The 24,215-nt window shown below is 50.8% G+C and carries 19 protein-coding genes; 6 read left to right on the top strand and 13 right to left on the bottom strand.

Translation table 11 applies throughout. From position 1 onward, the window contains the following. Positions 1-155: 155 nt before the first annotated feature. The 4 genes from ACY2RQ_RS13030 to ACY2RQ_RS13015 all read right to left on the bottom strand — a co-directional run bounded on the left by ACY2RQ_RS13030 (position 156) and on the right by ACY2RQ_RS13015 (position 4,758). A complete protein-coding gene (locus ACY2RQ_RS13030; RefSeq protein WP_490113421.1) occupies positions 156-2,240 on the bottom strand; it encodes a transglutaminase TgpA family protein in 2,085 nt (694 codons plus the stop codon). After that, a complete protein-coding gene (locus ACY2RQ_RS13025; RefSeq protein ID WP_490113420.1) occupies positions 2,240-3,208 on the bottom strand; it encodes a DUF58 domain-containing protein in 969 nt (322 codons plus the stop codon). Before ACY2RQ_RS13025 ends, ACY2RQ_RS13030 begins: the two co-directional genes overlap by 1 nt. A gap of 35 nt (positions 3,209-3,243) precedes the next feature. Next, positions 3,244-4,143, bottom strand: coding sequence for an AAA family ATPase (locus ACY2RQ_RS13020; RefSeq protein WP_490113419.1), 900 nt, complete (start codon positions 4,141-4,143; stop codon positions 3,244-3,246). Positions 4,144-4,338: 195 nt separating this feature from the next. Next, on the bottom strand, positions 4,339-4,758 hold the full coding sequence (locus tag ACY2RQ_RS13015; protein WP_490113418.1) for a PaaI family thioesterase: 420 nt from the start codon (positions 4,756-4,758) through the stop codon (positions 4,339-4,341). Between the two features lie 234 nt (positions 4,759-4,992). Between ACY2RQ_RS13015 and ACY2RQ_RS13010 the strand changes: the two genes are divergently transcribed. Beyond that, positions 4,993-6,789 carry a hypothetical protein gene (locus ACY2RQ_RS13010; protein WP_490113417.1) on the top strand — a complete coding sequence of 599 codons (1,797 nt, stop codon included), beginning with the start codon at positions 4,993-4,995 and terminating at the stop codon, positions 6,787-6,789. Positions 6,790-6,849: 60 nt separating this feature from the next. Here ACY2RQ_RS13010 and ACY2RQ_RS13005 read toward each other — a convergent pair whose 3' ends face one another. The 6 genes from ACY2RQ_RS13005 to ACY2RQ_RS12980 all read right to left on the bottom strand — a co-directional run bounded on the left by ACY2RQ_RS13005 (position 6,850) and on the right by ACY2RQ_RS12980 (position 14,792). Next, positions 6,850-7,620, bottom strand: coding sequence for a peptide-N-glycosidase F-related protein (locus ACY2RQ_RS13005; RefSeq protein ID WP_490113416.1), 771 nt, complete (start codon positions 7,618-7,620; stop codon positions 6,850-6,852). Positions 7,621-7,929: 309 nt separating this feature from the next. Beyond that, on the bottom strand, positions 7,930-10,167 hold the full coding sequence (locus tag ACY2RQ_RS13000; RefSeq protein WP_490113415.1) for a YgiQ family radical SAM protein: 2,238 nt from the start codon (positions 10,165-10,167) through the stop codon (positions 7,930-7,932). Between the two features lie 144 nt (positions 10,168-10,311). Continuing rightward, the gene (locus tag ACY2RQ_RS12995; RefSeq protein ID WP_490113414.1) at positions 10,312-11,226 is read right to left on the bottom strand and encodes a hypothetical protein; all 915 of its coding nucleotides are present in this window, start codon (positions 11,224-11,226) and stop codon (positions 10,312-10,314) included. Positions 11,227-11,344: 118 nt separating this feature from the next. Beyond that, on the bottom strand, positions 11,345-12,088 hold the full coding sequence (locus tag ACY2RQ_RS12990) for a hypothetical protein (protein ID WP_490113413.1): 744 nt from the start codon (positions 12,086-12,088) through the stop codon (positions 11,345-11,347). Between the two features lie 181 nt (positions 12,089-12,269). Next, positions 12,270-13,019: a hypothetical protein gene (locus ACY2RQ_RS12985; RefSeq protein ID WP_490113412.1), complete on the bottom strand. Its 750-nt coding sequence runs from the start codon at positions 13,017-13,019 to the stop codon at positions 12,270-12,272. 330 nt (positions 13,020-13,349) lie between these two features. Further along, the gene (locus ACY2RQ_RS12980; RefSeq protein ID WP_490113411.1) at positions 13,350-14,792 is read right to left on the bottom strand and encodes a DNA recombination protein RmuC; all 1,443 of its coding nucleotides are present in this window, start codon (positions 14,790-14,792) and stop codon (positions 13,350-13,352) included. 218 nt (positions 14,793-15,010) lie between these two features. Here ACY2RQ_RS12980 and ACY2RQ_RS12975 point away from each other — a divergent pair, with 218 nt between their 5' ends. From ACY2RQ_RS12975 to ACY2RQ_RS12960, 4 genes are all read left to right on the top strand, one after another. Continuing rightward, positions 15,011-16,087 carry a hypothetical protein gene (locus ACY2RQ_RS12975; RefSeq protein ID WP_490113410.1) on the top strand — a complete coding sequence of 359 codons (1,077 nt, stop codon included), beginning with the start codon at positions 15,011-15,013 and terminating at the stop codon, positions 16,085-16,087. A gap of 1,553 nt (positions 16,088-17,640) precedes the next feature. After that, positions 17,641-17,862: a phage portal protein family protein gene (locus ACY2RQ_RS12970; protein WP_490113409.1), complete on the top strand. Its 222-nt coding sequence runs from the start codon at positions 17,641-17,643 to the stop codon at positions 17,860-17,862. Positions 17,863-18,370: 508 nt separating this feature from the next. Continuing rightward, entirely contained in the window at positions 18,371-18,682 is a 312-nt protein-coding gene (locus ACY2RQ_RS12965) for a hypothetical protein (protein WP_490113408.1), read from the top strand. Positions 18,683-18,787: 105 nt separating this feature from the next. Then, a complete protein-coding gene (locus ACY2RQ_RS12960) occupies positions 18,788-19,492 on the top strand; it encodes a hypothetical protein (RefSeq protein WP_490113407.1) in 705 nt (234 codons plus the stop codon). A gap of 36 nt (positions 19,493-19,528) precedes the next feature. Here ACY2RQ_RS12960 and ACY2RQ_RS12955 read toward each other — a convergent pair whose 3' ends face one another. From ACY2RQ_RS12955 to ACY2RQ_RS12945, 3 genes are all read right to left on the bottom strand, one after another. Beyond that, positions 19,529-20,365: a protein kinase family protein gene (locus ACY2RQ_RS12955; protein ID WP_490113406.1), complete on the bottom strand. Its 837-nt coding sequence runs from the start codon at positions 20,363-20,365 to the stop codon at positions 19,529-19,531. Positions 20,366-20,467: 102 nt separating this feature from the next. Further along, a complete protein-coding gene (locus ACY2RQ_RS12950; protein ID WP_490113405.1) occupies positions 20,468-21,832 on the bottom strand; it encodes an ankyrin repeat domain-containing protein in 1,365 nt (454 codons plus the stop codon). Between the two features lie 59 nt (positions 21,833-21,891). Further along, on the bottom strand, positions 21,892-23,793 hold the full coding sequence (locus ACY2RQ_RS12945; RefSeq protein WP_490113404.1) for a hypothetical protein: 1,902 nt from the start codon (positions 23,791-23,793) through the stop codon (positions 21,892-21,894). A 138-nt stretch (positions 23,794-23,931) separates the two neighbouring features. Between ACY2RQ_RS12945 and ACY2RQ_RS12940 the strand changes: the two genes are divergently transcribed. Further along, positions 23,932-24,123, top strand: a complete 192-nt coding sequence (locus ACY2RQ_RS12940) for a hypothetical protein (protein WP_490113403.1) — start codon at positions 23,932-23,934, stop codon at positions 24,121-24,123. Positions 24,124-24,215 lie beyond the last annotated feature (92 nt).

The raw sequence follows: 24,215 nt of genomic DNA, 5'->3' as shown, positions 1-24,215 counted from the left end.
ATCATCCTGACGGTGTTTGAAACACGGTTATCTTACCAAGCCTTTCCCAAACAAGCTCATCGACAGCTGCACAGGATGGACAGTACGTCTGCTGTTGGCAATGATTCTCCCCAGTTATCCCGGTTAGTCGATCAGAAATGCCGCCACATCTGCACTTATAACAACGCCCTTAACCTTCGCAAATCCCCTTGCTCCGGAATACCGTAACTTAACCGGATATACACAGCTGTCACCTGCATAGCCTGACGAGCCAGGGCTGGCTTTTCCTTTGCTATACGACGGGCGTAGGCTTCCGGCCCCTCTCCTTTTTCCCTGGGAATACCCTTCCGGGCCATGCGTCGGCAGAATGTCTGGTAATACCTGTCCACGGGAGCCAGTCGCTGCTGCCAGGGTTTTATCAGCCAGATACCGGCCACCAGCATCATCAGCATTACGCTGGTTACCAGCAGTTGCAGCAGGGTCTGCAGAGTATCCTGGCCGGGAAACAGGTTTTTAAACAGGTCTTTCTGGGCTTCATCATCATAGGAGAGTACCAGGCGCTGCCACTGGTACTCCATCTGCTCATACTGCAGACGCAGAGCATTCAGCCACTGCACATGGCGATAACGCACCACGGACAGAGGAGAACTTTCCAGAAATGAACCTTCCCTGGCCACAGCGGACTCCAGCCCCTGGCGCACACGGTCCGGTGCCACCGCAGCGGTAGGGTCTACCCGCTGCCAGCCATAACCTGGCTGCCAGAACTCCACCCAGGCATGGGCATCAAACTGGCGCACCTGGATAACAGTCTCATCCGGACGGGTTCCCGGCTTCACCTCACCGCCCTGATAGCCCGCTACCACCCGTGCAGGCACACCGGCGGCCCGGAGAATAAACGTCAGCGCACCAGCATAATGGGCACAGAAACCCTGGCGGCTGTCGAACAGAAAGCCATCAACTGTATCCCCCGATAGCAGCGGCGGACGCAGGGTGTAGAAATATTCTTCCTGCCGGAAGTGATCGAGTACATGGTTGACCAGCCCGGTGGTATTACCCTCAAAACGCTCCGACAGTTGTTCAGCCATCTGCCGGGCTCTGGGATTACCTCCTTCAGGAAGCTGCAGGCTGACATCACGTAACCAGGCCGGTAACTTTCTGTCAAAGGCAGAGTCCGCACCGGACGTCATGGAGTACTGACGAAGAATATCCACCGGCTCTTTGGCCAGCAACCGCCGGTCCCGGGTCAGGCCAGCGCCGGAAACCGATTGGCTGACCGGGCCAAGCACCGGCAGCCAGGAGCGCCCGCTGGGCTCCAGAATAATATCGTAGTTATACGACGTATCTGATTCATCCGCCTCCAGGGGTACAGGCCATAAAGGTTCTTCGGGATGCCAGCTAACCAGATCACGCTCATCTGCTCCGCTGGCCAGCCAGTCTTGCTGCTTACCCTGGAACCACCGTCGTCCATCAAACCAGTGCATCACCACCGCCCGCCAGTAGCGCTGCTCCGGTGGTGGCACCGGGCCGGTAAAGGTGGCCCGGAAAGCCAGTTCCGCGGACTGGCTGAGGCGGGCAATATCCCCCGGTGCCATTTCATCGGAAAGACCTGTTTTCGCCGAGTTATCCGGCAAAGGTACAGCCCACAGGGGCGGAATCCGGGGAACCAGCACAAACAGGATCACCATCAGGGGCAAAGCCTGCAGGCTGAGTATCAGGCCCGTTTTCACCACAGGCATAACCGCTGTCTGCTCTCTGCTCTGGTGCAAACCTACCAGAACTGAGACAAGCACCACCAGGCACAACAGTAGATAAGCGGTCATGGGAATAGACTGGGAAAACAGCAGTCCGGTCACCGCCACAAAAAAGCCAAGAAAGGTCAGCAGCAGCGCATCCCGGCGGGTGCGCAGTTCAAGCAGCTTCAATGAATAAGCGGCAACCAGTGTTGTAGTGCCAGCCTCCAGACCCAGCAAGGTACCAAAATGTAGAATAATCAGAGCCAGGGCCAGTACCACCAGCAGCGAACGAATAAGCCAGCCCGGCAGCCTGCCTTTTGAGCGCAACAGAACCAATCGCCAGACTACGGCAACGGCCACCAGGGCAAAAATACCCGGTGGCAGAACCGTTAACAGGGGCAGACACACCATCACCAGAGTGACCACAAGGCTGAAGCTGGCAGCACGGGTAACAGGCTCAGAAACTGTTTTCTTTTTACCCTGCACTTTATTACCCAATACTTTATTACCCGACGCTTTACTTAACATCAGCTCCGACCTCCCTGCTCGTTTTTGCCAAACAGGGCCAGGGCATCCAGGCAGTGGCGGGCATGGTCACGACCCTGCCCCGGTCCGGTACTCTGCCCTCCCAGGGTCAGGCCCCAGATCAACCCACTGTCACCCAGTAAACGACTCTGGCTGGCCAGCCAGCTAAGTTGCTGTTCCAGATTCAGACCGGGGGCTTCAGCAAGATCAAGCCACAGATCTTCACCGGCCAGGCCATGGAAACGACGCACCAGAAGCTCATCACTGCGGGCCAGGGCTTTCCAGTCCACCTGGGCGGCGGAGTCCGTGGGCATAAACGACCGGTGCCCGGCAAAATCATCCATACCATCGGCCACTTCCCGGTGGCCGTCTTCACCGGCGGCATCGGATGTAACCGGCTCCACCGGTTGCAGAGCGGGCCAGACCAGCACCTTCTGGTCGAGATCAACCCAGCTCCAGGCCCGGAACAGCCCAAGGGGGTAAACCGTCTGAACTTTCAAACGACCCGGATAAAACCAGCCCCGCTCAGCCACCGGATGGCCGATCACCACATCCACTTCCGCGGCCAGAGGATCAACCCGGATCATGCCCTGTTTCGGCCAGCCAACCATAACCCCCTGCTGCCTGCGTTCTGCAACACCTCGGCAGGCAATCTGGAACCCGGCCATCTGTCCGGCATGAACAGAAGACGACTGTCGTGCTGTCAGGATTATTCCCGCAAGGTTGCGCCAGGTCTGCCACAGGGTAATCTGGAACAGAGAGACCATAAAAAACGACACACCATAGCTCAGGCTGTTGCGGTAATTGACTCCGGCCAGGAAGATTAAAACCGCCACCAGCAGAAAGGCATAACCTGCTGCAGTGGGAACAATAAACAGGCTTTTCTGGTCAAGGGTGACGGAACGTGCCGGTGGAATGCGCCGGTTAAGCCAGCGACTCCAGCTGGCCCGGCCGATATTTTTCAGCGCCATGGAAAATTATTCCTGAATATCCGGGAAGCAGCCCATCAGGCACCGGTTACATCAACTTCGGACAGCAATGTATTGATCGCTTCTCCCTTACGGCTCTGCAGACGGTGCCCGGCAACAGCGGGGAATATCGCCTGCACATCTTCTGGCAGCACATAATCCCGCTCCGCCATAAAGGCCCAGGCACGGCTTGCCGCCAATAACGCCAGAGAAGCGCGGGGGGAGAGGCCACAGACAAACCTGTCCCCTTCACGGGTCGAGGCCACCAGTCGCTGCAGGTAATCCAGCAACTGGTCACTGGCCTTTACCTGATCCACCCGCACCTGCAGTGAAAGCAGCTGCTCCGGGTTTAACAGGGTCTGCAACTGGTTCAGCACAGCACGCCCGGACTGCCCTCCCAGCATGGCCCGTTCTGCGGCAGGGTCAGGATAACCAAGCTGAATACGCATTAAAAAACGGTCAAGCTGGGATTCCGGCAGGGGAAAGGTTCCGGACTGGGAAACAGGGTTGCGGGTGGCAATCACAAAGAAAGGTTCCGGCAGTGGGCGGGATTCCCCTTCCACAGATACCTGCCCTTCTTCCATGGCTTCCAGCAGCGCGCTCTGGGTACGGGGCGTGGCCCGGTTGATTTCATCCGCCAGCAGCAGGCTGGTAAATACCGGGCCGGGCTGGAAGCGGAATGTGGAACTGTTCCGGTCGAACACAGATATCCCGAGAATATCCCCGGGCAGGAGGTCACTGGTGAACTGCACCCGTCGCCAGTCCAGACCGGTGACTCTGGCCAAAGCATGGGCCAGGGTGGTTTTGCCCATGCCCGGTACATCTTCAATCAGCAGGTGACCACGGGCCAGCAGGCAGCACAGGGCCTGCCGCAATTGCCGGGGTTTACCGCTAACGGCCTGGGAAAGGTTCTGGAGAATCTGATCAGTCAGGGACATAAATAATGACTTCTGGATTTATTTTTATGCGCTGTTGTTCTGTTACCGATTATAGGGGGATAGCAATCTCTGCCACAACAACGCTCGTAATCATTTTGAAGGGATAAAAAAACGACAGGGAAGTTACTTTTCCCTGTCGCCAAAGGTGCTGGACGTTTATACATTTACTCTTACGGCGTATAAAAGAAAACAGATTCAGTTTCTTTCAAGAATTTTAAATACGCCGGATGCGGTCAAAGCCAGTCGATCATTACTGTACAGTTCGCCATTGATAAATACGGTACTGAAACCCGTGCGTTTGACTGTAGCTACGCACTCCAGCCACTCCCCCACCATGCCCGGCGCGATAAAGTCACAGTTCATACTGACAGTACAGCACTTACCGTTACAGATAAGGTTGGCTGTTGCACCCATGCCTTCATCCATAATGCTCATCATCATGCCACCATGAATGGTATCCAGACTGTTGGTATGGCGCTGCTCACCATAAAGCCCAAAGCGGTAGACCTGCCCTTCCGGCTCTGTCATATAAAAAGGGCCAATCAGAAGGTCAAAATCTGTATCACTGATCTGGCGGAATCCTTCCGGTATTATTCTTTGAGATAGTTCCTGCACTGACACCTACTCCCCGGGATTTACATTCACTTCCATACAGAAGCGCACAGATATACCGGAAAAAGTTTTTATAACCAACTTTATTTACGATCGCACTCTCCCGGATAACTGCCCTGTTAGATCCACAAAGAAACAAAACGGCATCATCAATACTCTCTGGAACAGACCTTTTTTCACTCCATACTGGACCCGATCGTATCCAGTGAATAAGCCACCCATGTGGGAGAGCTGGTTATGATACCCCGCACTACAACGGCCCCTCCACTGCCCCCTGAGAATTCCGGCACGCGGCCTGATGATACCTTAGAGAGACAGTCCCATTATCCCCGGGGCTGGGTAAACCTAACGTCTGTAGAACAAACGCCTGTAGAGCAAACGCCTTTAAAACAAACGCCTTTAAAACAAACGCTTTTAAAACAAAGAGTTGTTGCAGTTTCTCAGTCAACAGCGCCTGAGCGTCATACTCCGGAAGAGCCCCCCTCAGCAGAAGAGCAAGTCTCCCACTGGTGGAGCAACACTCCGGGAACCTTAAAGCAGCGCTGCCTTGAGCAGGGGCTGCCTGCCAAAGACCTTTCCGGCCCCCTGAGTTCACTGACAACGGGAAACCTGCAGAGCAACCTTGATGAGTTATTACGTGGTGCGATATCCGCTTACGAAGACCAGCCCAGCCGGCTTAATCACCATCTGTTCCAGCGGGCGACGGCCGGTCTGGCATTCCTGGGGTTCAGCGGAGCCTCACTGTGGATAGGCCGGGCCGGACTGACAGAGTTTTTCCAGGTAAGTGGATTAAGTCGCGGAATCGCCAACCCCCTGTCCATAGGTGTCTCCGCCCTGTCATTCCTGACAGCTAATCTGTTTGGGGCTTATGCTGCCAACCGCATGACCTGGGAAGGTATTTCCCACCCTTCACAAATTCTGACAGCTCTGTTGTCCCTGGCACCGGTCATATTTGAAGCCCTGGGGGCCTATACCGCCCTAACCCTTCTGGGTATTCCTGTCGCCCTGGCCTTCACAGGAGCGCTTATCAACGGCTGCTCAAACCTGTTTTTCCTCTGGAGGATAATGGATCAGTTTTACGACTTTCTACGGGGACACGACCCGGAGAAAGAAGAGGACGCGGACAGAGCTGTCTGGCTTCTCGGGGAAATGCTCAGAACCCTGAAGAATTCCCCCGACTATCTGTCACTGGTCAATAACCAGGAGGCACCTTCCTGGGAGACGACCGGTCGCGTCCTGGCTGAACGTATTATTAACCGCAGAGGTGCCTGGGAACGACTGATGACTGTTATTCCACTGTCGTCAAAACCCCATAAAGCCCGCAATATCATCGCGGCCCTTAAAAAAAGAGTCAGGGAAGGGAAAAGTGTTTCCGTCAGGGTTCTGGACAGTGAAGCTGTTGAGACAAGGCTGAGCGGACTCCGGTTATGGCTGCGCAGAACCACCCATATCCCACTGCACCTGATAAGCATGGGCTATGTCTGGGGGCTGACATCCCCGTTTATCAACGATATTCTGGCATCAGCCAACAGAGCCGCAAACTGCAAGCCTACCGGTTTTGCCCTGCAATACGCTTATTATCATGTGATTGGCCAGACAATGGCCTTTGCCTCCGCTGTCACCGACTCCATGGTGATACGGGCAAACTTCTCTGAAACAGCAAACTGGTTTCAGCGCAAAGGCTGGAAAAACCTTTGCCGATTAAAGGAATTGCCAAATAACCTGCTCTTTCTCATTGGTGCGGGAGCATCAACCTGTTTTACCCTGTCGGCCTACGGCTTAATGTGGACAGGGCTGCAGACAGACCCCTGCCTGAGAGGTGTCCAGGCCGCTGAGATTACCCTGCCCTCCGTTAATGGCCTGGCCGGGCTGTTATTAAGCTGGACTCTCGGAGCCGAATTCAAAGGTGTATTCCTGTCCGTCTGGGAACTGGGTAAAGCCAGTGTTATGTCTCTGTCATCGGTGGTTGGTTATCGTCCGGCACAGATACCGGACGAAGGATCAGAGCCCGCTCAAATGACCACAGAAACCTGACGTCAGTCACCCATCCATGACCGTATACCCGGGCTGGGTCTTTTTCACTATGCGCGTTTCTCAGCTCGCACTCAGATAGCAGGAAACATCAAAATTCCCCGAGTCCAGATTCTCGACCTCGAATTCAAAAACCTGCCCCTGATCGGAAGAAGGATGCAGGAATGCGGTCACATCAACGGTATCAGGCCAAATAACATCACCTGGCAGCCAGCCCGAGCGGGCAAAATCTGATGACCACCCGGGCCACCATTTTGCGGAGTAAGGGTTTCGGTTCCGAAACATTGTTGAAGCCCCACGCCAGGGCATTTTTTTATAAACGAGCTTTCCATTGACCCAGATTCTGTGGATGCGCGAATGAAACTCACAACACCCGCGACCATTGCTGCCGCCATAACCCGCGGCGTAGTAGTGCAGGGTGATCTTGTCTTTATTAAGGACGTCCATGGGAATTGTGACATGGTAGACCTTTCTGCCATTCAGAAATGTACTGTGATCAAACGCAGTGCCAGATGGGATGACCGGAAGGACCCATGTTGTGGGCTTTTCCTGGTTGCCACCAAAGACTTCCTCAAGCGAAAAAGTCATGCCCCACTGGCTGTTTTGCCAGATATCACCATGAATTGTGACATTGTCCCTGAGAACGGGAAGCAGGTTTGTTACGTCGACAGGCTCATTGGCGTAGGTTCCGCCAAAACCGGTGACAAACTTCACCAGATCAATAGAGCCCCCGGGTGTATCAATGTAAATTCTTCCGGCACGATCCCAGGGATCTCCCCGATTCTGGATATTCAGATGGGCGAGGATTTTGCTGGTTGGTATAAATACAGGCAAATTTATATTTTTCTCGAACTGATGACCTGCCCCGTTAACAATATCTACCGTACGGGAATTCGCCTGTGCAAGAGAGACGAATGCTAAAAAACAGCAGAAAATCCACAGAGAACAGCATTGGTAGCCTCTCGGTTTGCAGGAGGGTTCGCCATTGCAGGTTGAAAACTTCATGGCATGAATTCTCATATTGCGAAAAGCGGGTAACAATATAGCCGCTATAACGAATCAGAAATTCTCCCACAGGTAATTATCCCCGAATATCTGCATGAATCCGGGGATAATTAAAAACGAAGTTAAAAGTCCGCGAAGTTAACGGTACCTGGACACGGGCTTTTTGCCATTGCCGTTTTTCTTTCTGTTATGACCACCTGCCGAGCGGCTGTCCCACTGCCCGCCACGGGCCTTCTGGAACGGCTTACCGGCATTTTTTGCAGGGGGACGATCTCCCTGCCTGCGGGTTTGACGACCATGGTTATCTTCTCCCTGCACCAGCTGATGCTGACCGTTACCGATCAGATCCATGCGCCCCATCTCCTTCAGGGCTTCCCGCAGGGTGGCGAAATTCTTCTCATCATGATGGCGCAGAAACGCTTTATGGAGGCGGCGCTGCTGGAGGTTCCGGGGAATATACAGCCGGCCATCCTTGTAACTCAGTTTCTTCAGCGGGTTACGGCCTGAATGATACATGGCCGTGGCCAGGGACATGGGAGATGGATAGAAAGTCTGCACCTGGTCCACCCGGAAACCGTTCTTCTTGAGCCACAGGCCAAGGTTCATCATATCTTCATCGGAACAACCGGGGTGGGCTGCGATAAAGTAGGGAATCAGGTACTGCTTTTTTCCAGCTTCTTTGGAGAACTTCTCAAACATCTTCTTGAAATTGTCGTAAGTTCCCATACCCGGTTTCATCATCAGGTCAAGGGTGTTCTTTTCGGTATGTTCCGGGGCAATCTTCAGGTATCCGCCCACATGGTGGGTCACCAGCTCCTTCACATATTCCGGATCTTCCACGGCAAGGTCATAACGAAGACCGGAAGCTATGGCAATCTTTTTGATACCCGGCACCTTACGGGCCTTGCGATAAAGCTCCGTCGTGGGCTTATGGGAGGTCACCAGATTTTTACAGATACCCGGGAACACACAGGAAAGACGACGGCAGCTGGCCTGTATCTCCGCAGACTTACAGTTCAGGAAGTACATATTGGCCGTAGGCCCGCCAAGATCAGAAATCTGACCGGTAAAACCGGGAACCTTGTCGCGGATATCCTCAAGCTCCGCCAGTACGGACTCATGGGAACGGCTCTGGATTACCCGCCCTTCATGTTCGGTAATACTGCAGAAGGTACAGCCGCCAAAGCAACCCCGCATAATATTAACCGAGGTTTTGATCATATCGTAAGCGGGTATTTTCGCGTCCCCATAGGACGGGTGTGGACGACGCTGGTATGGCAGGCCAAATACACCATCAATCTCCGGTGTTTCCAGAGGAATGGGAGGCGGGTTCACCCAGACTTCCCGATTGCCGTGCTTCTGTACCAGCACCCGGGCATTATGGGGATTGGCTTCCTGGTGCAGGACCCTGGATGCATGGGCATAGAGGGCCGGATCTTTGCTGACCTTCTCAAACGAGGGCAGACGAATGCAGGTTCTGTCATTATCCAGATCCGCCCTGCGGTGCAGAGGCAGGGGAATAATACGAACAGGCTCGGCTTTTACTTCTTCACCCGGCTCTACAACCTGCACGCTCTTTTTCTCGGCGCAGTCACTCTCCTCCTTCCACTCGTAAGGGTTGGCACCATAAGCTTCCTCCAGAGAAGAAATATCCCGAGGCCAGTCGATACGGGAGGAATCAATCTCGGTCCAGCCTTCCGGGGTCAAGGGTTTAATCACCACCGTGCCACGGATATCGTTCATATCCTGTACCTTCTCACCGGCGGCAACCCGGTGGGCCAGTTCGGCCATGGCCCTTTCGGCATTACCGTAGAGAAGAATATCACCGCCTGAATCAATCAGTACCGAACGGCGTACTTCATTGGACCAGTAATCATACTGGGCAATACGACGCAGGCTGGCCTCAATACCACCCAGAACCACAGGCACATCTTTATAGGCCTGGCGGCAGCGCTGGCTGTATACGGTGACCGCCCGGTCCGGGCGCCTGCCTGGTTCGGCATTGGGGGTGTAGGCATCATCACTGCGGACTTTCAGATCAGCCGTATAGCGGTTGATCATGGAATCCATATTGCCGGCGGCCACACCAAAGAACAGATTGGGCCGACCCAGCTTCATAAAGTCTTCGGGGCCATTCCAGTCCGGCTGGGATATTATCCCCACCCGAAACCCCTGGGACTCCAGGAACCGGCCAATCACCGCCATGCCAAAGCTGGGATGGTCTACATAGGCGTCCCCGGTGACGATAATCACATCACAGGAGTCCCACCCCAGCCCATCCATCTCCTCCCTGGACATAGGCAGATAAGGGGCAGAGCCATAGCACTCTGCCCAGTATTTGGGGTAGGAAAACAGATCAGGAGCAGTCTTTGGCATAAAAGGATTCTGGAACGATAAAAAGTCGCGCATTGTTACAGAAAACATGCCGGACTGACAGCCCATAAAGCTGTGGGCGCTCAAGAGTAAACCACAATGCCAGGTTTCAGGAAAAATTCCCGGGGTTTCTTTGCCATCGGAGGCTCAGGTGCGACAGGTAGCGGCAGTCCTGGATGTTACCGGCTCAGTGGGTGGAGGGTTACCCAACTGCTCCCGGTTTACAGCACTCTGAAAAACACTGACAACACCATCAACATAAAAGTATTCTGCATCAATCATGTGGCGATATCCTTTTCCCGCACTCTCTACACCGAAAACGGCACGCTTTCCTTTACCCCTGCCCTGGTAGCCTTGAACCGTATTGAGTTTAAAAGAGACCAGTTCAACGTCGTTATAACCGGAATCCGCCAGACCTTCTTTAATTTTTTCCCCCATAACGTCTCCACAACAGCATTCAATATCAACCCGTGTTGCCTTGATACTGTATTTTTGAAAAAAACCTCCCAGCCTTCTGCCCAAGTCTCTTGCTTCCATGATTATAAAACCATCAATCTGTACGGGTTTTCCTGTTTTGGGATTTATTCGCACTTCCAATCCCCTTGAAACCTCCTCATCAGCCCCCCCGGTACTCACGACAGCATAACCATTTCCTCCGCCGTGCACAGAGACAACAACACGACCATTAAAGGCTATCTGTTCATCAAACATTTTCACTGACGAAAGTGCTTTGCGGGTTCTCATAACCGCAGCGAACTCCGGTCTGCCAAGACCAACATTTTTTTCACTCCATGCCAGCTCCGGATCAAGTTCACCGATATGGAGAAAGCCCAGCTGGTTTTCCTTCGACATCATATTGGGAGCGGAAAATACCCAGCGCATATGATTCATGGTGGAAATTAGCAGGGGTCTGTCCGAATAACCCACCAGGCGCCCATAATAGTCAAAGACCTCTATTCCCGCCTGAACCCGGCAACAGACTGTTAAGGCAACAAAGACAGATAAGAAAAAAGAAAACTTCCAGAATCGAGAAAGGCCAGTAACACGCACCAACGTCTTCATGGGAACCCTATAACAGATAACAGGCCTGGCAGAAGAACAAGGATAGTAAGAAACAGGAAAAACAGCTGGCCATACCTATCCGTTACTCTGGTGTAGCAGACTGCAGGGAGACAGAACTTCAGGTACTGCAGGAGAGGGGATGGTCGGATGTTACCGGCTCAATGGCTCGAGGATTACCCAGCTGCTCACGGGTGACAGCATTTTGGAAAACATCAACAACACCATCAACGTAAAAGTGCGGCGCATCAATCGTGTAGCGATACCCTGCTTCTTTATCGACCACACCGAAAACAGCGCGCATCTCTTCCCCTTCGCCCTGGTGCCCTTGAATCGTATTGAGTTTGAAAGAGACCAGTTCAACGTTGTTATAACCAGAATCTGCCAGCCCTGCTTTCATTTTTTCGCTCACAAGCCCCCCACAGCAGCAGGACATATCAATCCGCGCAGGGTTGAGCTTGTACTCCTGAAAGAACTTTCCCATGTTTCTGCCGAAGTCTCTTGCATCCATAATTATAAAGCCATCAATCGGTATTGGTTTTCCTGTTTCGGGATCTATATGTACTTCCAGACCGCTGCTGATCTCATCCTCAGAACCCCCGGCACTTACGATAATGTAACCACCCTGGTCACCGTGCACGGCGACAACAATACGACGATTAAAGTCTATACCTTTATCAAACAATTTCACCGACTCAAGGGTTTTACGGGTTCTCATAGATGCAGCAAATTCCGGCCTCCCGAGCCCAATATTTTCCTCACGCCAGGGCAACTCCGGGTCAAGGGCACTGATATGGAGAAAGCCCAGCTGGTTCTTCTTTAACATCATATTGGGAGCTTCAAATACCCGACGCAAATGAGTCATGGAGCTGATTATTACAGGCCTGTCTGTATACGTCACCAATCGTCCATAATAGTCAAAAATCTCTATTCCCGCCTGAACCCGGCAACAGGCTGTTAAGGCAACAAAGACAGATAAGAAAAAAGAAAAATTCCAGAATTGAGTAAGGCCAGTAATATACACTACCTTATTACCTTCAGGAGTTTCAGAGACTACAGGGGGTGGGATGATCGGATGTTACCGGCTCAATGGCTGGAGGATTACCCAGCTGCTCACGGGTGACAGCATCCTTGAAAACACCAACAACGCCATCAACGTAAAAGTGCTCCGCATCAATTACGTCACGATATCCTGCTTCTGTATCGACCACACCGAAAATAGCGCGCATATCTTTCCCTTTGCCCTGGCGACCCTGGGTCGTATTGAGTCTGAAAGACACCAGTTCAACACCGTTGTAATCAGAATCCGCCAGCCCCGCTTTAATTCTTTCGCTCATAACTCCCCCGCAACAGCAGGACATATCAATCCGCGCGGGATTTATCTTGTATTCCTGAAAGAACCTTCCCAGCCTTCTGCCGAGGTCTCTTGCTTCCATAATTATATAGCCCTCGATCTGGACGGGTTTCCCCGTTTCGGGATCAATCTTTATTTCTGAGCTTTTGGGAAAATTTTTATCTTTTCTGGGTGCTCCTGTACTCGCGATAGCATAACCACCTTCTCCACCGTGCACAGCGACAATAATACGACCATTAAAGGCTATACCTTCATCAAATAATTTCACGGACTCAAGGGCTTTGCGGGTTCTCATAACCGCAGCGAATTCCGGTCTCCCGAGACCGGAATTTTTTTCACTCCAGGGCAGCTCCTGATCAAGGACACTGATATGCAGAAAGCCCAGCTGGTTTTCCTTCGACATCATATTGGGGCCTTCAAATACATTACGCAAATGACTCATGGTGCTGATTACTATAGGTCTGTCTGTATACGTCACCAAACGCCCATAATAGTCAAAAATCTCTATTCCAGCCTGAACCCGGCAGCAGAATATTAAGCCTGTAAAAACGGGTAACCAGACAGAAAATAACCATAAGCGTAAAGAACCGGCTGCGCACACTAATGTCTTCATGGGAACCCAGTTAACAGACTTGACGGGAAGAACAAGGATAGTAAGAAGTCGGCAGAAACAGGCATTAACAAACACACTATGCGTACAAAGCCGCCTGTTACAAACGACGCAGGGCAACAGGCGGTTTAGTCTTAAAGCAAAACCTTAAACGGAAAAACCTCAGGCATCCTGCCGGGGCAACTGGTCCAGCTCAAGGTGAGCCTTTTCCACAAACTCGGCTGGCAATTCTCTGCTGACCGCGACCCCCAGCTCCTTAAACTCCGAGGCCTGCTTAATCAGGTTCCCACGGCCATCACAGAGCTGGCCGATAGCTTTGGTATAAGAATCCTTCGCTTTATCAAGCTGATTGCCTACCGTCTGCATACTGGCCAGGAAACTGTTGAGTTTGTTGTAAAACTTCTCTGCCCGGCTGGCCAGTTCAGCTGTGTGCTTATTCTGGTCTTCAAACCGCCACAACTGGCTGACAATATTCAAACTGGTCAACAGTGTTGTGGGTGTCGCTACCAGCACATTTTTCTCAATCGCCCTTTGGTAGAGCGAGTTATCATATTTCAGCGCTTCCACATAGGCGGACTCTACAGGAATAAACATCACCACAATTTCCGGGGAATTCAACCCTGGCAGCTGGTAATAGTTTTTATCGGAAAGCTCCACAATTCTGTCAGACACCGCCTGGCTGTGTTCTTTCAGGGCCTGCTGGCGTTCAACTTTATTATCTGCATTCACATAACGGGTGTAGGCCGCCAGAGAAGTTTTGGCATCAATGACCATATGTTTCTTCTGGGGCAGGAACATCACGGCATCGGGCCGCAGACGGCCATCTTCGGTGTTAAAGCTCATCTCCCGCTTGTAATCCACATCCCGGCGTAAACCAGAGCCATCCAGGACATTTTCCAGCATCAGCTCGCCCCAGTTGCCCTGTATCTTCTTCTGTCCCTGGAGCGCGGTCGCCAGTTTGTCCGCCTTATCGGTAATATCCTGGTTGAGCTTCTGCAGGTTCTGCAGCTCGGCTTTCAGCTGGATGCGCTGCTCCGCGTCCCGCTCGTGGATTTTCTCCACCTTTTCTTTGAACCCTTTCATCTCCGTTTGAATAGGGTTTAACAGATTCTGCAGGCTCTCTTTATTCAGCTCCTTAAAGTTCTGGCCCTTTTTTTCCAGAACCTCATTGGCCAGGCGCTCAAACTCTCTGGTCAGGCTCTCACGGTTCTGCTCCAACTGTCTGAACTGCTGGTCAAAACTCTCCTGACGCTGTTCCAGGGTGATGTTCAGGCGGGTATATTTTTCATTCAGGTCGTTGTTCTGCTGCTGCAGCTGCTCCAGTTGCCGGGCTTTATCAGTCACCTGCTGCTGCAAAGCCGTACCTGCGGTCTCCTGACGGGCCAGTTCCACATCCAGTTTCTGAACACGAACCTCATTTTCAACCCGGGATGCCTGCTCCCGGGACAATTCTTCAACCAATCGCTGTTTATCCGCCATCACCCGCTGCAGTTCTGCCTTGCTGACACTTATCTGACTTTTCGCCTCCAGTGTGGCGAAAAAATACCCGGCAACAGCCGCTAGAGCGGCCAGCAGCAGCCCCCCGATTATCACTGTCATATCCATGACAACTCCCTGAAAAACGCAAAGGTGCGATATAGAACTAAAGAACACACCCAGAGTGGAAATAAAAAAATAAACCCAGGAATTTTCAATCTTACCTGTATCCGGCGTGATCTTCACGGGCAGGGCAAGCAGGACATTTCCCCCATCTGAACGGTCTGCCTGCTTATGCCTAAACTCAATAGGATACCTCAATGGGATATAAAGCAGGGACGCGAAACATGGATCGTATGAATAACCTCCCAATCCCCCAGACAGGTGCGCTGTCAGGGCATCCGGGTAAAACTGATCCTTCGGTGCTGTCTTCCCCGGCCACCTTTAAACAGCATTCGGTCTCCCTGGCCCAACCTGTGGCCTGTCTGTCCAGCTTTCACCCCGAACCCGGGGCCAGCGGGCCGGCAAAGAAAAGCCTTCCTGACTTTGCTCTCCAGGTGATTGACCCGAACTCCCGTCTTTCTATGGAAAACAGGAGTCTTAATACCCTGGACAATCTGGTGGCTGGCGCAGATCAGGCTAGAACCGAAAAGACTCACCCATTCAATACAACTGCAAAAGTCCTGGATCTGGACAGGACATTCACTATGAAAGATTTTATGGATGAAGAAGATGCCGTAATCACGGAAATACCCGAGGACACAGAGGTACCGGAGAAAGCAGATATATCGAAGGAGGATGCGGAACCAATAGCACCTGAGCCAGAGCCAGAACCTGAATCAGCACAACCTTCCCTTCAGGCGCGTTTTGGCAATGACGACGAAAGTGTACAGGCATCATTTATTGAGCCAGATAACTCTCTCAGCGATATTCCGGATATTAGCGAAATGGATGTTGATGATCTGCTGGGTGAACTTAACCAGTATTGCGACGGCTTTGAAGAGCTGGCTATCGCAAGAATTAAAGCCGGGGATGATACCCATACTTACAAGCAGCTTGGGGAAGCTTTCGGAATACGGGCCAGAGAGGAGATTAAAGCCGCCGCCAGCGAGGCGATTCTCACCGACCTCTACACAAAAAGCCTGAAACAGAAACAGCCGGTGCAGCATTTCACAAAGGAGCTGCAGAGCCTTAACTCTACCGATGAAGTGATGTCACTGCTTACCCAGAAGTACCTTGCGCCCAATACGGCCCCGGGAAAAATGATCAGGCAATGGCTGGCGATAGAACAGTTTAAGGACAGCACCCAGACCATTGATTTTATGGCGAAAGTTGCAGAAAGCGTAGCTGCTGATATCAGCAGCCAGCTTGAAGATCCCCAGGATGCCTTTGAAGCCATTCAGCTTGCCAGCAACACAGGCTAGCGGAAAAGGGGTCAGGTACATTTTTCCTCCCCCTTTTTCTTTCTACCGCTGCCAGCCTTCCCTTAAATGAACCTGACCCCATTAAGCTATGTCCCCATTTAGCCACAGACAATGCCACAGGTCACTGATTTCAGCCGAATCTTTGTGGAAGAGATCCCCCAGTTCGTACTGCTCTGACCAGTGGTGTTTATAAGACAATTGGGAACTGAGTGTGGGCAGTTCCCTCCTGAACTGGTCGCCTCAACGTAAAGAACTACGTCTGTATTATCAAAAGAGAGATCGGGAGTGGTAAACATACCACTCACATTATCATCATGGTTTGGCTTAATTGCACGGCATTCCTGCTCCAGGCGTTTATACCCGGCCGAGTCTTTATTCACTATACAGGTAGCACTTAACCAGAGGCTCCCCACCGGGCCGTATGATATGGTTCTATCAGCTTCACTATAGGCGCATGTGTGGGTATAGACAGTGTATGGACCGACGTGATTGATTAGAGGAGAAGCCGGCACATCAAAGGCGCAGGTATAGTTCACACCGGTTCCTGTATTATTCCGGCGTGTATCCTTACTGGTGTCGGCATGGGACTGTACAACGCCAAACAACACTGTTGCAGTTGTAATTGAAGTGACGGCACAAGAAAAAAGCATACAGAAATTCAACCTGGAGACAGTCGTAAAAAAAGCAGACACACACCGCCTTACCGGTTGCTTTTCATACTGTCTCAAAACACACATGGTCTATACCTTGTTGATGTCCCAAAGCAGTTGGGCAGTATAGCCCACATATTTCTTAACCGGTGACTTTTCCAGAATTCCAACCTGGACGGGCAAAGATCTTCAAATCTCCCTCCAAAATGGCTTCATTTCCAGATTTCAGACACAGCTTCCCCAAACTTTATTGCTTATAGCGTGATTTATAACGTGCCGGGTACAGCACCAGATTCTCTTATCCAGGAGCCAGCTATCTGGCGGGATCAAGGTAAAGCTTTTCCCGCGATGCGGGATAAAACTCCCGGCTGCTATAGCTTAGTTGAATCAGATTCGCCTAAGAGTAGATGCAAAGCGTCTAGTATATTCTGCTTCGCTACATCCCTGTATCGAATGATAAAATAATCAAACCGTTATGTATGCAGATTTGTAATTGCCTCCTGTTTTATGGTGATGTGCAGCATTCACACTTACTAGGATCTGGCCAGTCTACATACTTTCCACTCCAGTACAGGTTTGCTTGACCACATAGTTTTGAACATCTTATATTGGCCATAACGCTATTAGGGATATCGACATCTGAAATGAGAAATCTGCAAGTCTTTTGTTTATCACAATGACAGTTGCAGATGCAGTGCGGGTTCGCCTTTTCCTGGGCAAACGTTTCTTCTTCATTAGCGTATATATTGTTAATTGTAAAAAGACATATGACTAATAGCGAAGCTTCTTTTAAATACATGAGTAATGTTTTCTTATTCATTACTTGTTAACCTCTTAAAACTAACCTAGTCAGTAAGAAGCATTAATATAGAATAGAAGGCATTTTCTCTATAAGCTGGAAATTTGTTCTTAGTAAAAAGAGTAAAAAGGGGTCAGGTACATTTTTCCTGCAAGTGGTCAAAGTGGCTCACCGAATGGAACTTCCCTGCAGCCACCCCTCCCGGCGTCTGGCGTAACACTGAACCACCCGAAGACCTGAAAGCCCGTGCCGAGCGGGACAACCAGATTGTCGCTCTGGGCTCCCCTGCAGGCCATCGCGCAAGGAACGACCCTGGCCGAATTTAAGAAGCAGCTCATCTCCACACTTCAGAGCGCTGGCTAAAGATGTTTTCCACCCAATGGCTGGGACAGCAACCCTGGCATCACGAGGCAAGTGGCTTTAGATCAGAAGAAAGTCGAGAAACGGCTGAATCTGTTCACGGCACAACAGCGGGCACTGGGCAGATCAGACAAAACTATTGAGCAGGCGAAAAGTCACTATCGAAAGACGCTTGAAAGTGATGAGAAGTATAAGCACTTGAAGAGCGATTGAGATTGAGATGAATTCGACTACAGATAATACTATGTGAGCTATAAATTTTTTTGAAAGGGGAAATTAATGAACTTCACTATCTCATATGGTAGGTTAGACGACATATAGGTCGTACATATGGATTGTTAGGTGCCGAAAGTCGCAGCATTCATCTCAGTCAATATTATGTTTTATAATTCTTTAACAAGAAGTGATGAAAAAATAGGAAATACTCAAAAAAGCTACTATATATAATCATCTATTTTTACTGTGGTTATTGTTATGATCAAAGCATATAAATATATTTCAATATTTTTAGTTGTACTGATTATCATTCCTTGGACAGTAAGAGCATGTGATGTATTTCATGTCGAATACTTTGAACCAAGTACTTCACTATTTGAGAGTGGTACCATTACTTATAGTGATGATGGATCGATTTATCTTGAAGGTCCAAGCTATGAAACAGAAAATATTGCCAGGGTAATTTCGTTATGTAAAAACGAAGTACTAATATACTTTGTTGACCAATCTCTCCCACTCTTGCATGTATTTATTATTAGCAGGGTAAAACAAAAATCACCTAACAAATAAATCCAGGTGACGCCTACGGCGCACCTAATTTAGGCGTTATGCCGAATAAGAAAAATCACCAGTATGTGCTAACTTATTGCTATCCATAGTTACCAGTCATCTCAAATGAAACGTCTACTTTGTATTTTCTTTATATTATTATCGACAAATGCAGCTGCCATAAAGAGATATCAGCTAACAGAAGGAAATAAAAGTCAAATACTTGAAGTATATTCAAAGCATCAGATGAAATTAATACCATCTAAGTCAGAGGCAGGCTCTGAAGACTCTTTTCTGCAAACGCAAATAACAGTTGTAACTACAACTCAAGGAGACCAAATTCATACTTTATCTAGTAATCAGCAATTAAACTGTTATCCTCCTGTGCGAGATGTGTTTCTGTTTAGTGGAGAACAAACTTGTGCGATAAATATATTACAGCATCTTTATGATTACCCATTAGAAGATTTAACGTTATTAGCGGGAAATGCTTTTTGGCTAGAAGAAGCGCCTTCTTTTTTCTTATCGACAAATGAACTTGTTGATCCGATTTTCTATTTCCAAAGTTCAACCTATTCAGAGGGAGTTTATACAATATATGCATACTGGGATATTAGTGACTCTGATGGAAGCCATGATGTTGTTATAAATATTGATGAACATGGCAACCTTATATCTATATTGGGAAGCAGCCAACAACATGGCAGTGATTTTATCATAGAACTAATACCTAATTCGCCAGCAGTAAATAACACCTCAAATCAAACTAAAGCAACAATAAAACATGCCTTGAATGTGAACAAATTCAGCATAACAAGTGGTTCCAGGTGACGCCTACGGCGCACCTGATTTAGGCGTTATAAGGAATCAACTCACTGCGTTATGGTCAGAAAAAGTTAAAGTAGAAGGTACGTGTAAAAGCTCTGATTCCATTTTTAAGCTTTCATTTAGTGCCTCTAACTTGACTCTAGATAAACGTGATTGCAGTAAGCTAAGAATGATTTCTGCCATTCCTATCTCACAGTACTGCTTCCAAACTTCATATTCCTCTACTAAGTTGTCATCTCTATCGGAATAACATTTTTTACAAAATCGATCACTCAAACCTTGCCATCCAGTACAATGATGTTTCATTCTCCGAATGATATGATGCATAAGTAAACCTAATCTAAACCATAGGTGTCCAGCATTGACTTCTCCAAAATCACAGGCTTTTAATAATTGTTGCTTTGAAAAATAAATAATATTTTTTGAATGCAAGGTAAAGTTACTAACTAGTTCCTTTTCTTCTATAAGCATGCAGATAGTAATTAGTTGGTGTAGTATGAAATTTAATTGACCATTGCTCAAATATAATTTCTCTTCTCCCCATAAGCAAACTAATTTTGCGAGAGAACAATCGGCTAATTCTAATGCTAAGATTGCACTCTCATTTAAAAATCTATAATCAATAAGCTCTACAACATTCGGATGTGGATTAAGTTTCTTAAGAGCTTCAACTTCAATAACACCATGATATTTAGCAAACTTTATAATCACTGATTTATTATTATCTATCTGTTCGGCCAGATAGACTTCGTTGCTACACTTTTCTAAAAAATGTTTTTTAACATATCGTCCTTTCATTAATGCTACATACTCTGGTTCCTTCGAGTTAGTAAATGAAACAACTTCTTTCAGGGTTGAGTTTCCAACAGAAAACATAAAAACTCCCTATCAATAAATAGGGTCAGGTTCATTTTTGATTCAATTTTAACGATTTTAATGTACCTGACCCACTTATCTGTTACAGAAGCAGCAGGGCGTTTACTCTCCGCCTGTTTGCCTCTCTGCTGCCTGCCTGCTGCGCTTTTGCTTCTCTTCACTCAGCACCTGAAGCACCTCTGTTAACCGTCCGCTCAAATCGTGATCGCACAGTTTTTTCAGGGTCAGTGCTTCGGCCAGATGATCCACCTTGGTGCCAAGCAGTCTCTGCCGGGCAGCGCTGGCTGCGGTTTCCCAATGGGGTGTGCCCTCGCCCAGCAGGGCGCATTTCACATTCGGGTTGGCACCGGCTTGCAGCAGGGTTCTGACAACCTCAGGATGGCCATTGCGGGCCGCCCCATGCAGGGCTGTGTAACCGTCATCTGATTTTTCATCCAGAGAAAAGTCAGCATCCAGGCCACCATAAATACTGTTCAGATGATCGACAACAGCCCTGTGCCCTTTTTCCGCTGCCATAATCAGCGGTGTGGCACCTGTTGCACTGTCGGCCTTCCGTCGTCCATCGGCCCCCTTGCCCATCAGCATTTTGACTATATCCAGCCGGCCGGTAGAAGCCGCCTTGTGCAACGGGGTAAAGCCCCTGCAGGTTTTATCTTTATCGGCATCGGCCGCCAGCAGGGCGGCAATCGCCTCTTTGTGGCCATGTTTCACCGCCAGATAAAGCGGTGTTTCACCGTTGTCCGGCAGGGGGGTGTTAACGTCCGCCCCGCACCTTGCCAGTGTCCTGATGGTTTCTGCAGAACCGGCTTCCGCAGCCAGCAGCAGCGGGGTAAAACCGTTTTTCATCCGGGCCTCGATATCTGCGCCATGTTCCACCAGCGCCTTGATGATCGCCGTTTGGGTCTGTTCATCGGCCCCCTGGCTGATGAGAAGCTGATGGATGGCGGTACTGTTATTACAGTCCCAGACAGCACCGGGCCGCGCGCCATTCTCCAGCAGTGTGGTGACGGCATCTTTCTTTCCGCACTGGGCAGCCAGGTAGAGCGCGTCCACACCACTGTCCTGGCACAGACCGACTGTCGCCCCGTGCTGGATCAACAGGCTGATGATATCGTCCGCTCCGTTCGCCGCCGCTTTCATCAGGGGGGTCATACCATCCTGCAGCCTGGTATCAGGGTTGGCACCTTTTTCCAGCAGCAGTGTGACTGCCTTCCGGTTGCCACTGGCCGCCGCAATATAGAGCGCTGTTGCCGGTACTCTCTTGCCAGGGGGCAGCCAGGTCTGTTCCAGATCTGGCCCACTGTTCAGCCAGGTGGTCAAGCCACCTGTTTTATTCGCCATAATATTCTGTAAAAAATCCGGCACGTTGGTCAGCGTCGTTTCGGCCTCCTGTTCAGCCGGTGGGGGGCTGGCGGGCACCCGTCTTGCCAGTGTTGTCAGCGGGTAGCCTGATGCTGTTGATTGCATACTTGTATCCTCATTCTCTTCAATCCAAAGTCTCTTAAAATCAAAACCTCTTAAATCAATCAGGGGGCTGCATGGCTGTGGCTGGCCTTCCGGTATTCATGGTGTTTCATAAGGTATTTTACGCCGAGCCCGATAACGACGGCGGTCACCACCACAGCGCCGCCCACAATAACCGGCACCGCAACCGCCGCCCCGATATTCGTACCACCACCATTGTTTGTAGGCGTGGAGGTTGGCAGCAGGGGTGACGTGGTGCCCGGCAGACCGCTGAAGGTCAGCGGTTCTACGGCGGGCTGGCCGCTGCTGTCGGCACCGGAGGCGATAATCTGCCCCAGGTCCAGATACAGATGCAGGTTGCTGAGAGTGGAAACGGTGCTCCGTGTTGCGACGGACTCCCCGGCCAGCTGCCCATTAAGGGCATACTGGTTCCAGCTGACAGCACCGCTCTCTTCGGCCTGCACCAGATGCAGCAGGTTGCCGTGTGCCACCAGTACCGCCTGAGCGGGCACATTCTGGATACGGACGGGGCTGAAATCACTCACCGGCTGGCCAGTGCGGGTGCTGATAGCCTGTATGTCCAGGCCATTGCTGCCGGTCACGGCAGTGTACAGCCGTTCACCGCTGATGGTGGCAGACTGGAAACGATTGGCCGCCACCGTGACCGGCTGGCCGTTGTTAAAGACGACATCCGGCTTGTAGGTGGCACCACTTTCCCGGTACTTGATCACGCTGACCTGCCCTGAACTCTGGGCAGCGACAAACACACTGTTGTCTCGCTCATCCCGCCAGCCAGCAATAAACTGCGCATTCGATGGGAGCGTTGAGGGCTTGGCAAAGCGGCTGGCTTCACCGTCAAAGGGAACCTCCCAGGCATCGCCGCTGCTCAGGCCCAGAATCTCCATAGGCGCGATGCCATTGACAGCAGGCGGCACCAGCAGGGTATGCATCCGGTCCGGCAACTGTACGGTGGCGTTCACAAACGTCAGGCGTCCATTATCATCAGCGCTGTAACGGCTGAGGAAGGTACTGTTGCCGCCGGGCAGATTATACGCCATGGAGAACTGGCCGCTGGCGGCATCGTAGGTCAGGGCACTGGCCTGAATCCCTTCGGTCAGCGTGGTGTTGCGGCTGTCCGGCAGCAGGTTGTTAAAGCTGTAGGCGCAGCAGTCGCCGTTAATCTGCTCAAGCTGCAGGCCCCGGCTATAGCGAATCAGTGTCGCCTTTTGGTTACCGGCCTGGCGTACCAGCCCGTAAAAGCTGCTGCCATCACTGAACAGGGCATCGACGGAACCGTTGACCTGGTTCGGGCACACCGCACCGTCACAGGGGCCGCTGGAGGGGGGGTCTGTTGATGGCAGAGTCACCAGAGTGGGTAGTTCGGTAGTGGGGGTTGCCATTGGCAACAAAAAAGAAGAGGTCAGAAACTGTGATGAGGTTAAGGCCAGTGATGAGGTTAAAGCCTGTGATGAGGTTAAAGCCTGTGATGAGGTTAAGGCCTGTGAGGATGTGAAAGAGGGTGATGGAGACACCGTATTACAGTCCCTCGCCAGGGGGTCACAGAAGGTAGGTGTATTCTCATCTGCATTTACACAGACAAATCGCAGGTCATTTGTTACGGAGCTGGCAGTGTGTGTCACAGTCAGTTCATTACTTGACCGTTTGGCGCTGATAAGAACGCCACGAACAATGTCTTGAATAGCCGGTTGTTGGGATGTAGGAATGAGTGTGGACAAAAATCCATTATCTGCCCGGTTTCTTATGGTCCACTGCAACGGTGTAACTTCTCCACCCGGGTTTGTACAGGTATAAGTGGCTGTCTGATTGAAACAGGCTGTCGGGCAATCCAGGGACGGGGCCTGCCCCTGCACCATCCCCGCTCCCAAAACCGCCGCCATGGCAATGGCCCCGGCCAGTGGGGTGAAAGCCGGTGGCTGCCCTGCGCTGTTATTCCTTTTGTTCATGCCTGCTGCTCCTCTTGCTTCTCTGGGGGGGGGGAGAAAAACTGTATGAATCCAGAGGCTCAGAGGCTGGTGGCGGGGAAAAGTTTACCGGTGTGGCTGACAGCCCCGTAAGCCGGGCTGTCATTCCCTGAATCTTTGGTGAGGCGCTCTTCTCTAAATGCCTTAAATGCTCCTGCTCCCGGCGCACAGCTGGGCGTGGGGCTGGGCATCGGTTTGCCTGTGGCTACCGTGGCTACTGTAGGCCTCACTGTTATCGGGGTGACGGGCTGGTATGCACTGAAAACCCACAATCATCGCATGCAGGTTTACAAGATGCGGGATATGCCCTGATTCGGGCATGCTGGAGAGGGAACCTGCCTATTTCTGATTGCAATAAATGCAGGAAATGGAATCAGGTTCCTTTTTGGAATAAATGCGTCAGA

It is taken from the genome of Parendozoicomonas sp. 209JJ7-1 (genome assembly GCF_058147085.1).
The sequence above is the reverse complement of the archived record's forward strand: the minus strand, read 5'-3'. Positions and strand labels throughout refer to the sequence as shown.

What these genes read in the sequence shown, in the direction of transcription:
- ACY2RQ_RS12950 (WP_490113405.1), bottom strand. Translation starts at nt 21,832, where the DNA reads ATGCAATCAACAGCATCAGGCTACCCGCTGACAACACTGGCAAGACGG.
- ACY2RQ_RS13020 (WP_490113419.1), bottom strand. Translation starts at nt 4,143, where the DNA reads ATGTCCCTGACTGATCAGATTCTCCAGAACCTTTCCCAGGCCGTTAGC.
- ACY2RQ_RS12990 (WP_490113413.1), bottom strand. Translation starts at nt 12,088, where the DNA reads ATGACTCATTTGCGTCGGGTATTTGAAGCTCCCAATATGATGTTAAAG.
- ACY2RQ_RS12945 (WP_490113404.1), bottom strand. Translation starts at nt 23,793, where the DNA reads ATGAACAAAAGGAATAACAGCGCAGGGCAGCCACCGGCTTTCACCCCA.
- ACY2RQ_RS13000 (WP_490113415.1), bottom strand. Translation starts at nt 10,167, where the DNA reads ATGCCAAAGACTGCTCCTGATCTGTTTTCCTACCCCAAATACTGGGCA.
- ACY2RQ_RS12955 (WP_490113406.1), bottom strand. Translation starts at nt 20,365, where the DNA reads ATGTTTTCTGTTGGAAACTCAACCCTGAAAGAAGTTGTTTCATTTACT.
- ACY2RQ_RS12995 (WP_490113414.1), bottom strand. Translation starts at nt 11,226, where the DNA reads ATGAAGACGTTGGTGCGTGTTACTGGCCTTTCTCGATTCTGGAAGTTT.
- ACY2RQ_RS12980 (WP_490113411.1), bottom strand. Translation starts at nt 14,792, where the DNA reads ATGGATATGACAGTGATAATCGGGGGGCTGCTGCTGGCCGCTCTAGCG.
- ACY2RQ_RS13010 (WP_490113417.1), top strand. Translation starts at nt 4,993, where the DNA reads ATGATACCCCGCACTACAACGGCCCCTCCACTGCCCCCTGAGAATTCC.
- ACY2RQ_RS12975 (WP_490113410.1), top strand. Translation starts at nt 15,011, where the DNA reads ATGGATCGTATGAATAACCTCCCAATCCCCCAGACAGGTGCGCTGTCA.
- ACY2RQ_RS12960 (WP_490113407.1), top strand. Translation starts at nt 18,788, where the DNA reads ATGAAACGTCTACTTTGTATTTTCTTTATATTATTATCGACAAATGCA.
- ACY2RQ_RS12965 (WP_490113408.1), top strand. Translation starts at nt 18,371, where the DNA reads ATGATCAAAGCATATAAATATATTTCAATATTTTTAGTTGTACTGATT.
- ACY2RQ_RS13030 (WP_490113421.1), bottom strand. Translation starts at nt 2,240, where the DNA reads ATGTTAAGTAAAGCGTCGGGTAATAAAGTATTGGGTAATAAAGTGCAG.
- ACY2RQ_RS13025 (WP_490113420.1), bottom strand. Translation starts at nt 3,208, where the DNA reads ATGGCGCTGAAAAATATCGGCCGGGCCAGCTGGAGTCGCTGGCTTAAC.
- ACY2RQ_RS12985 (WP_490113412.1), bottom strand. Translation starts at nt 13,019, where the DNA reads ATGAGTCATTTGCGTAATGTATTTGAAGGCCCCAATATGATGTCGAAG.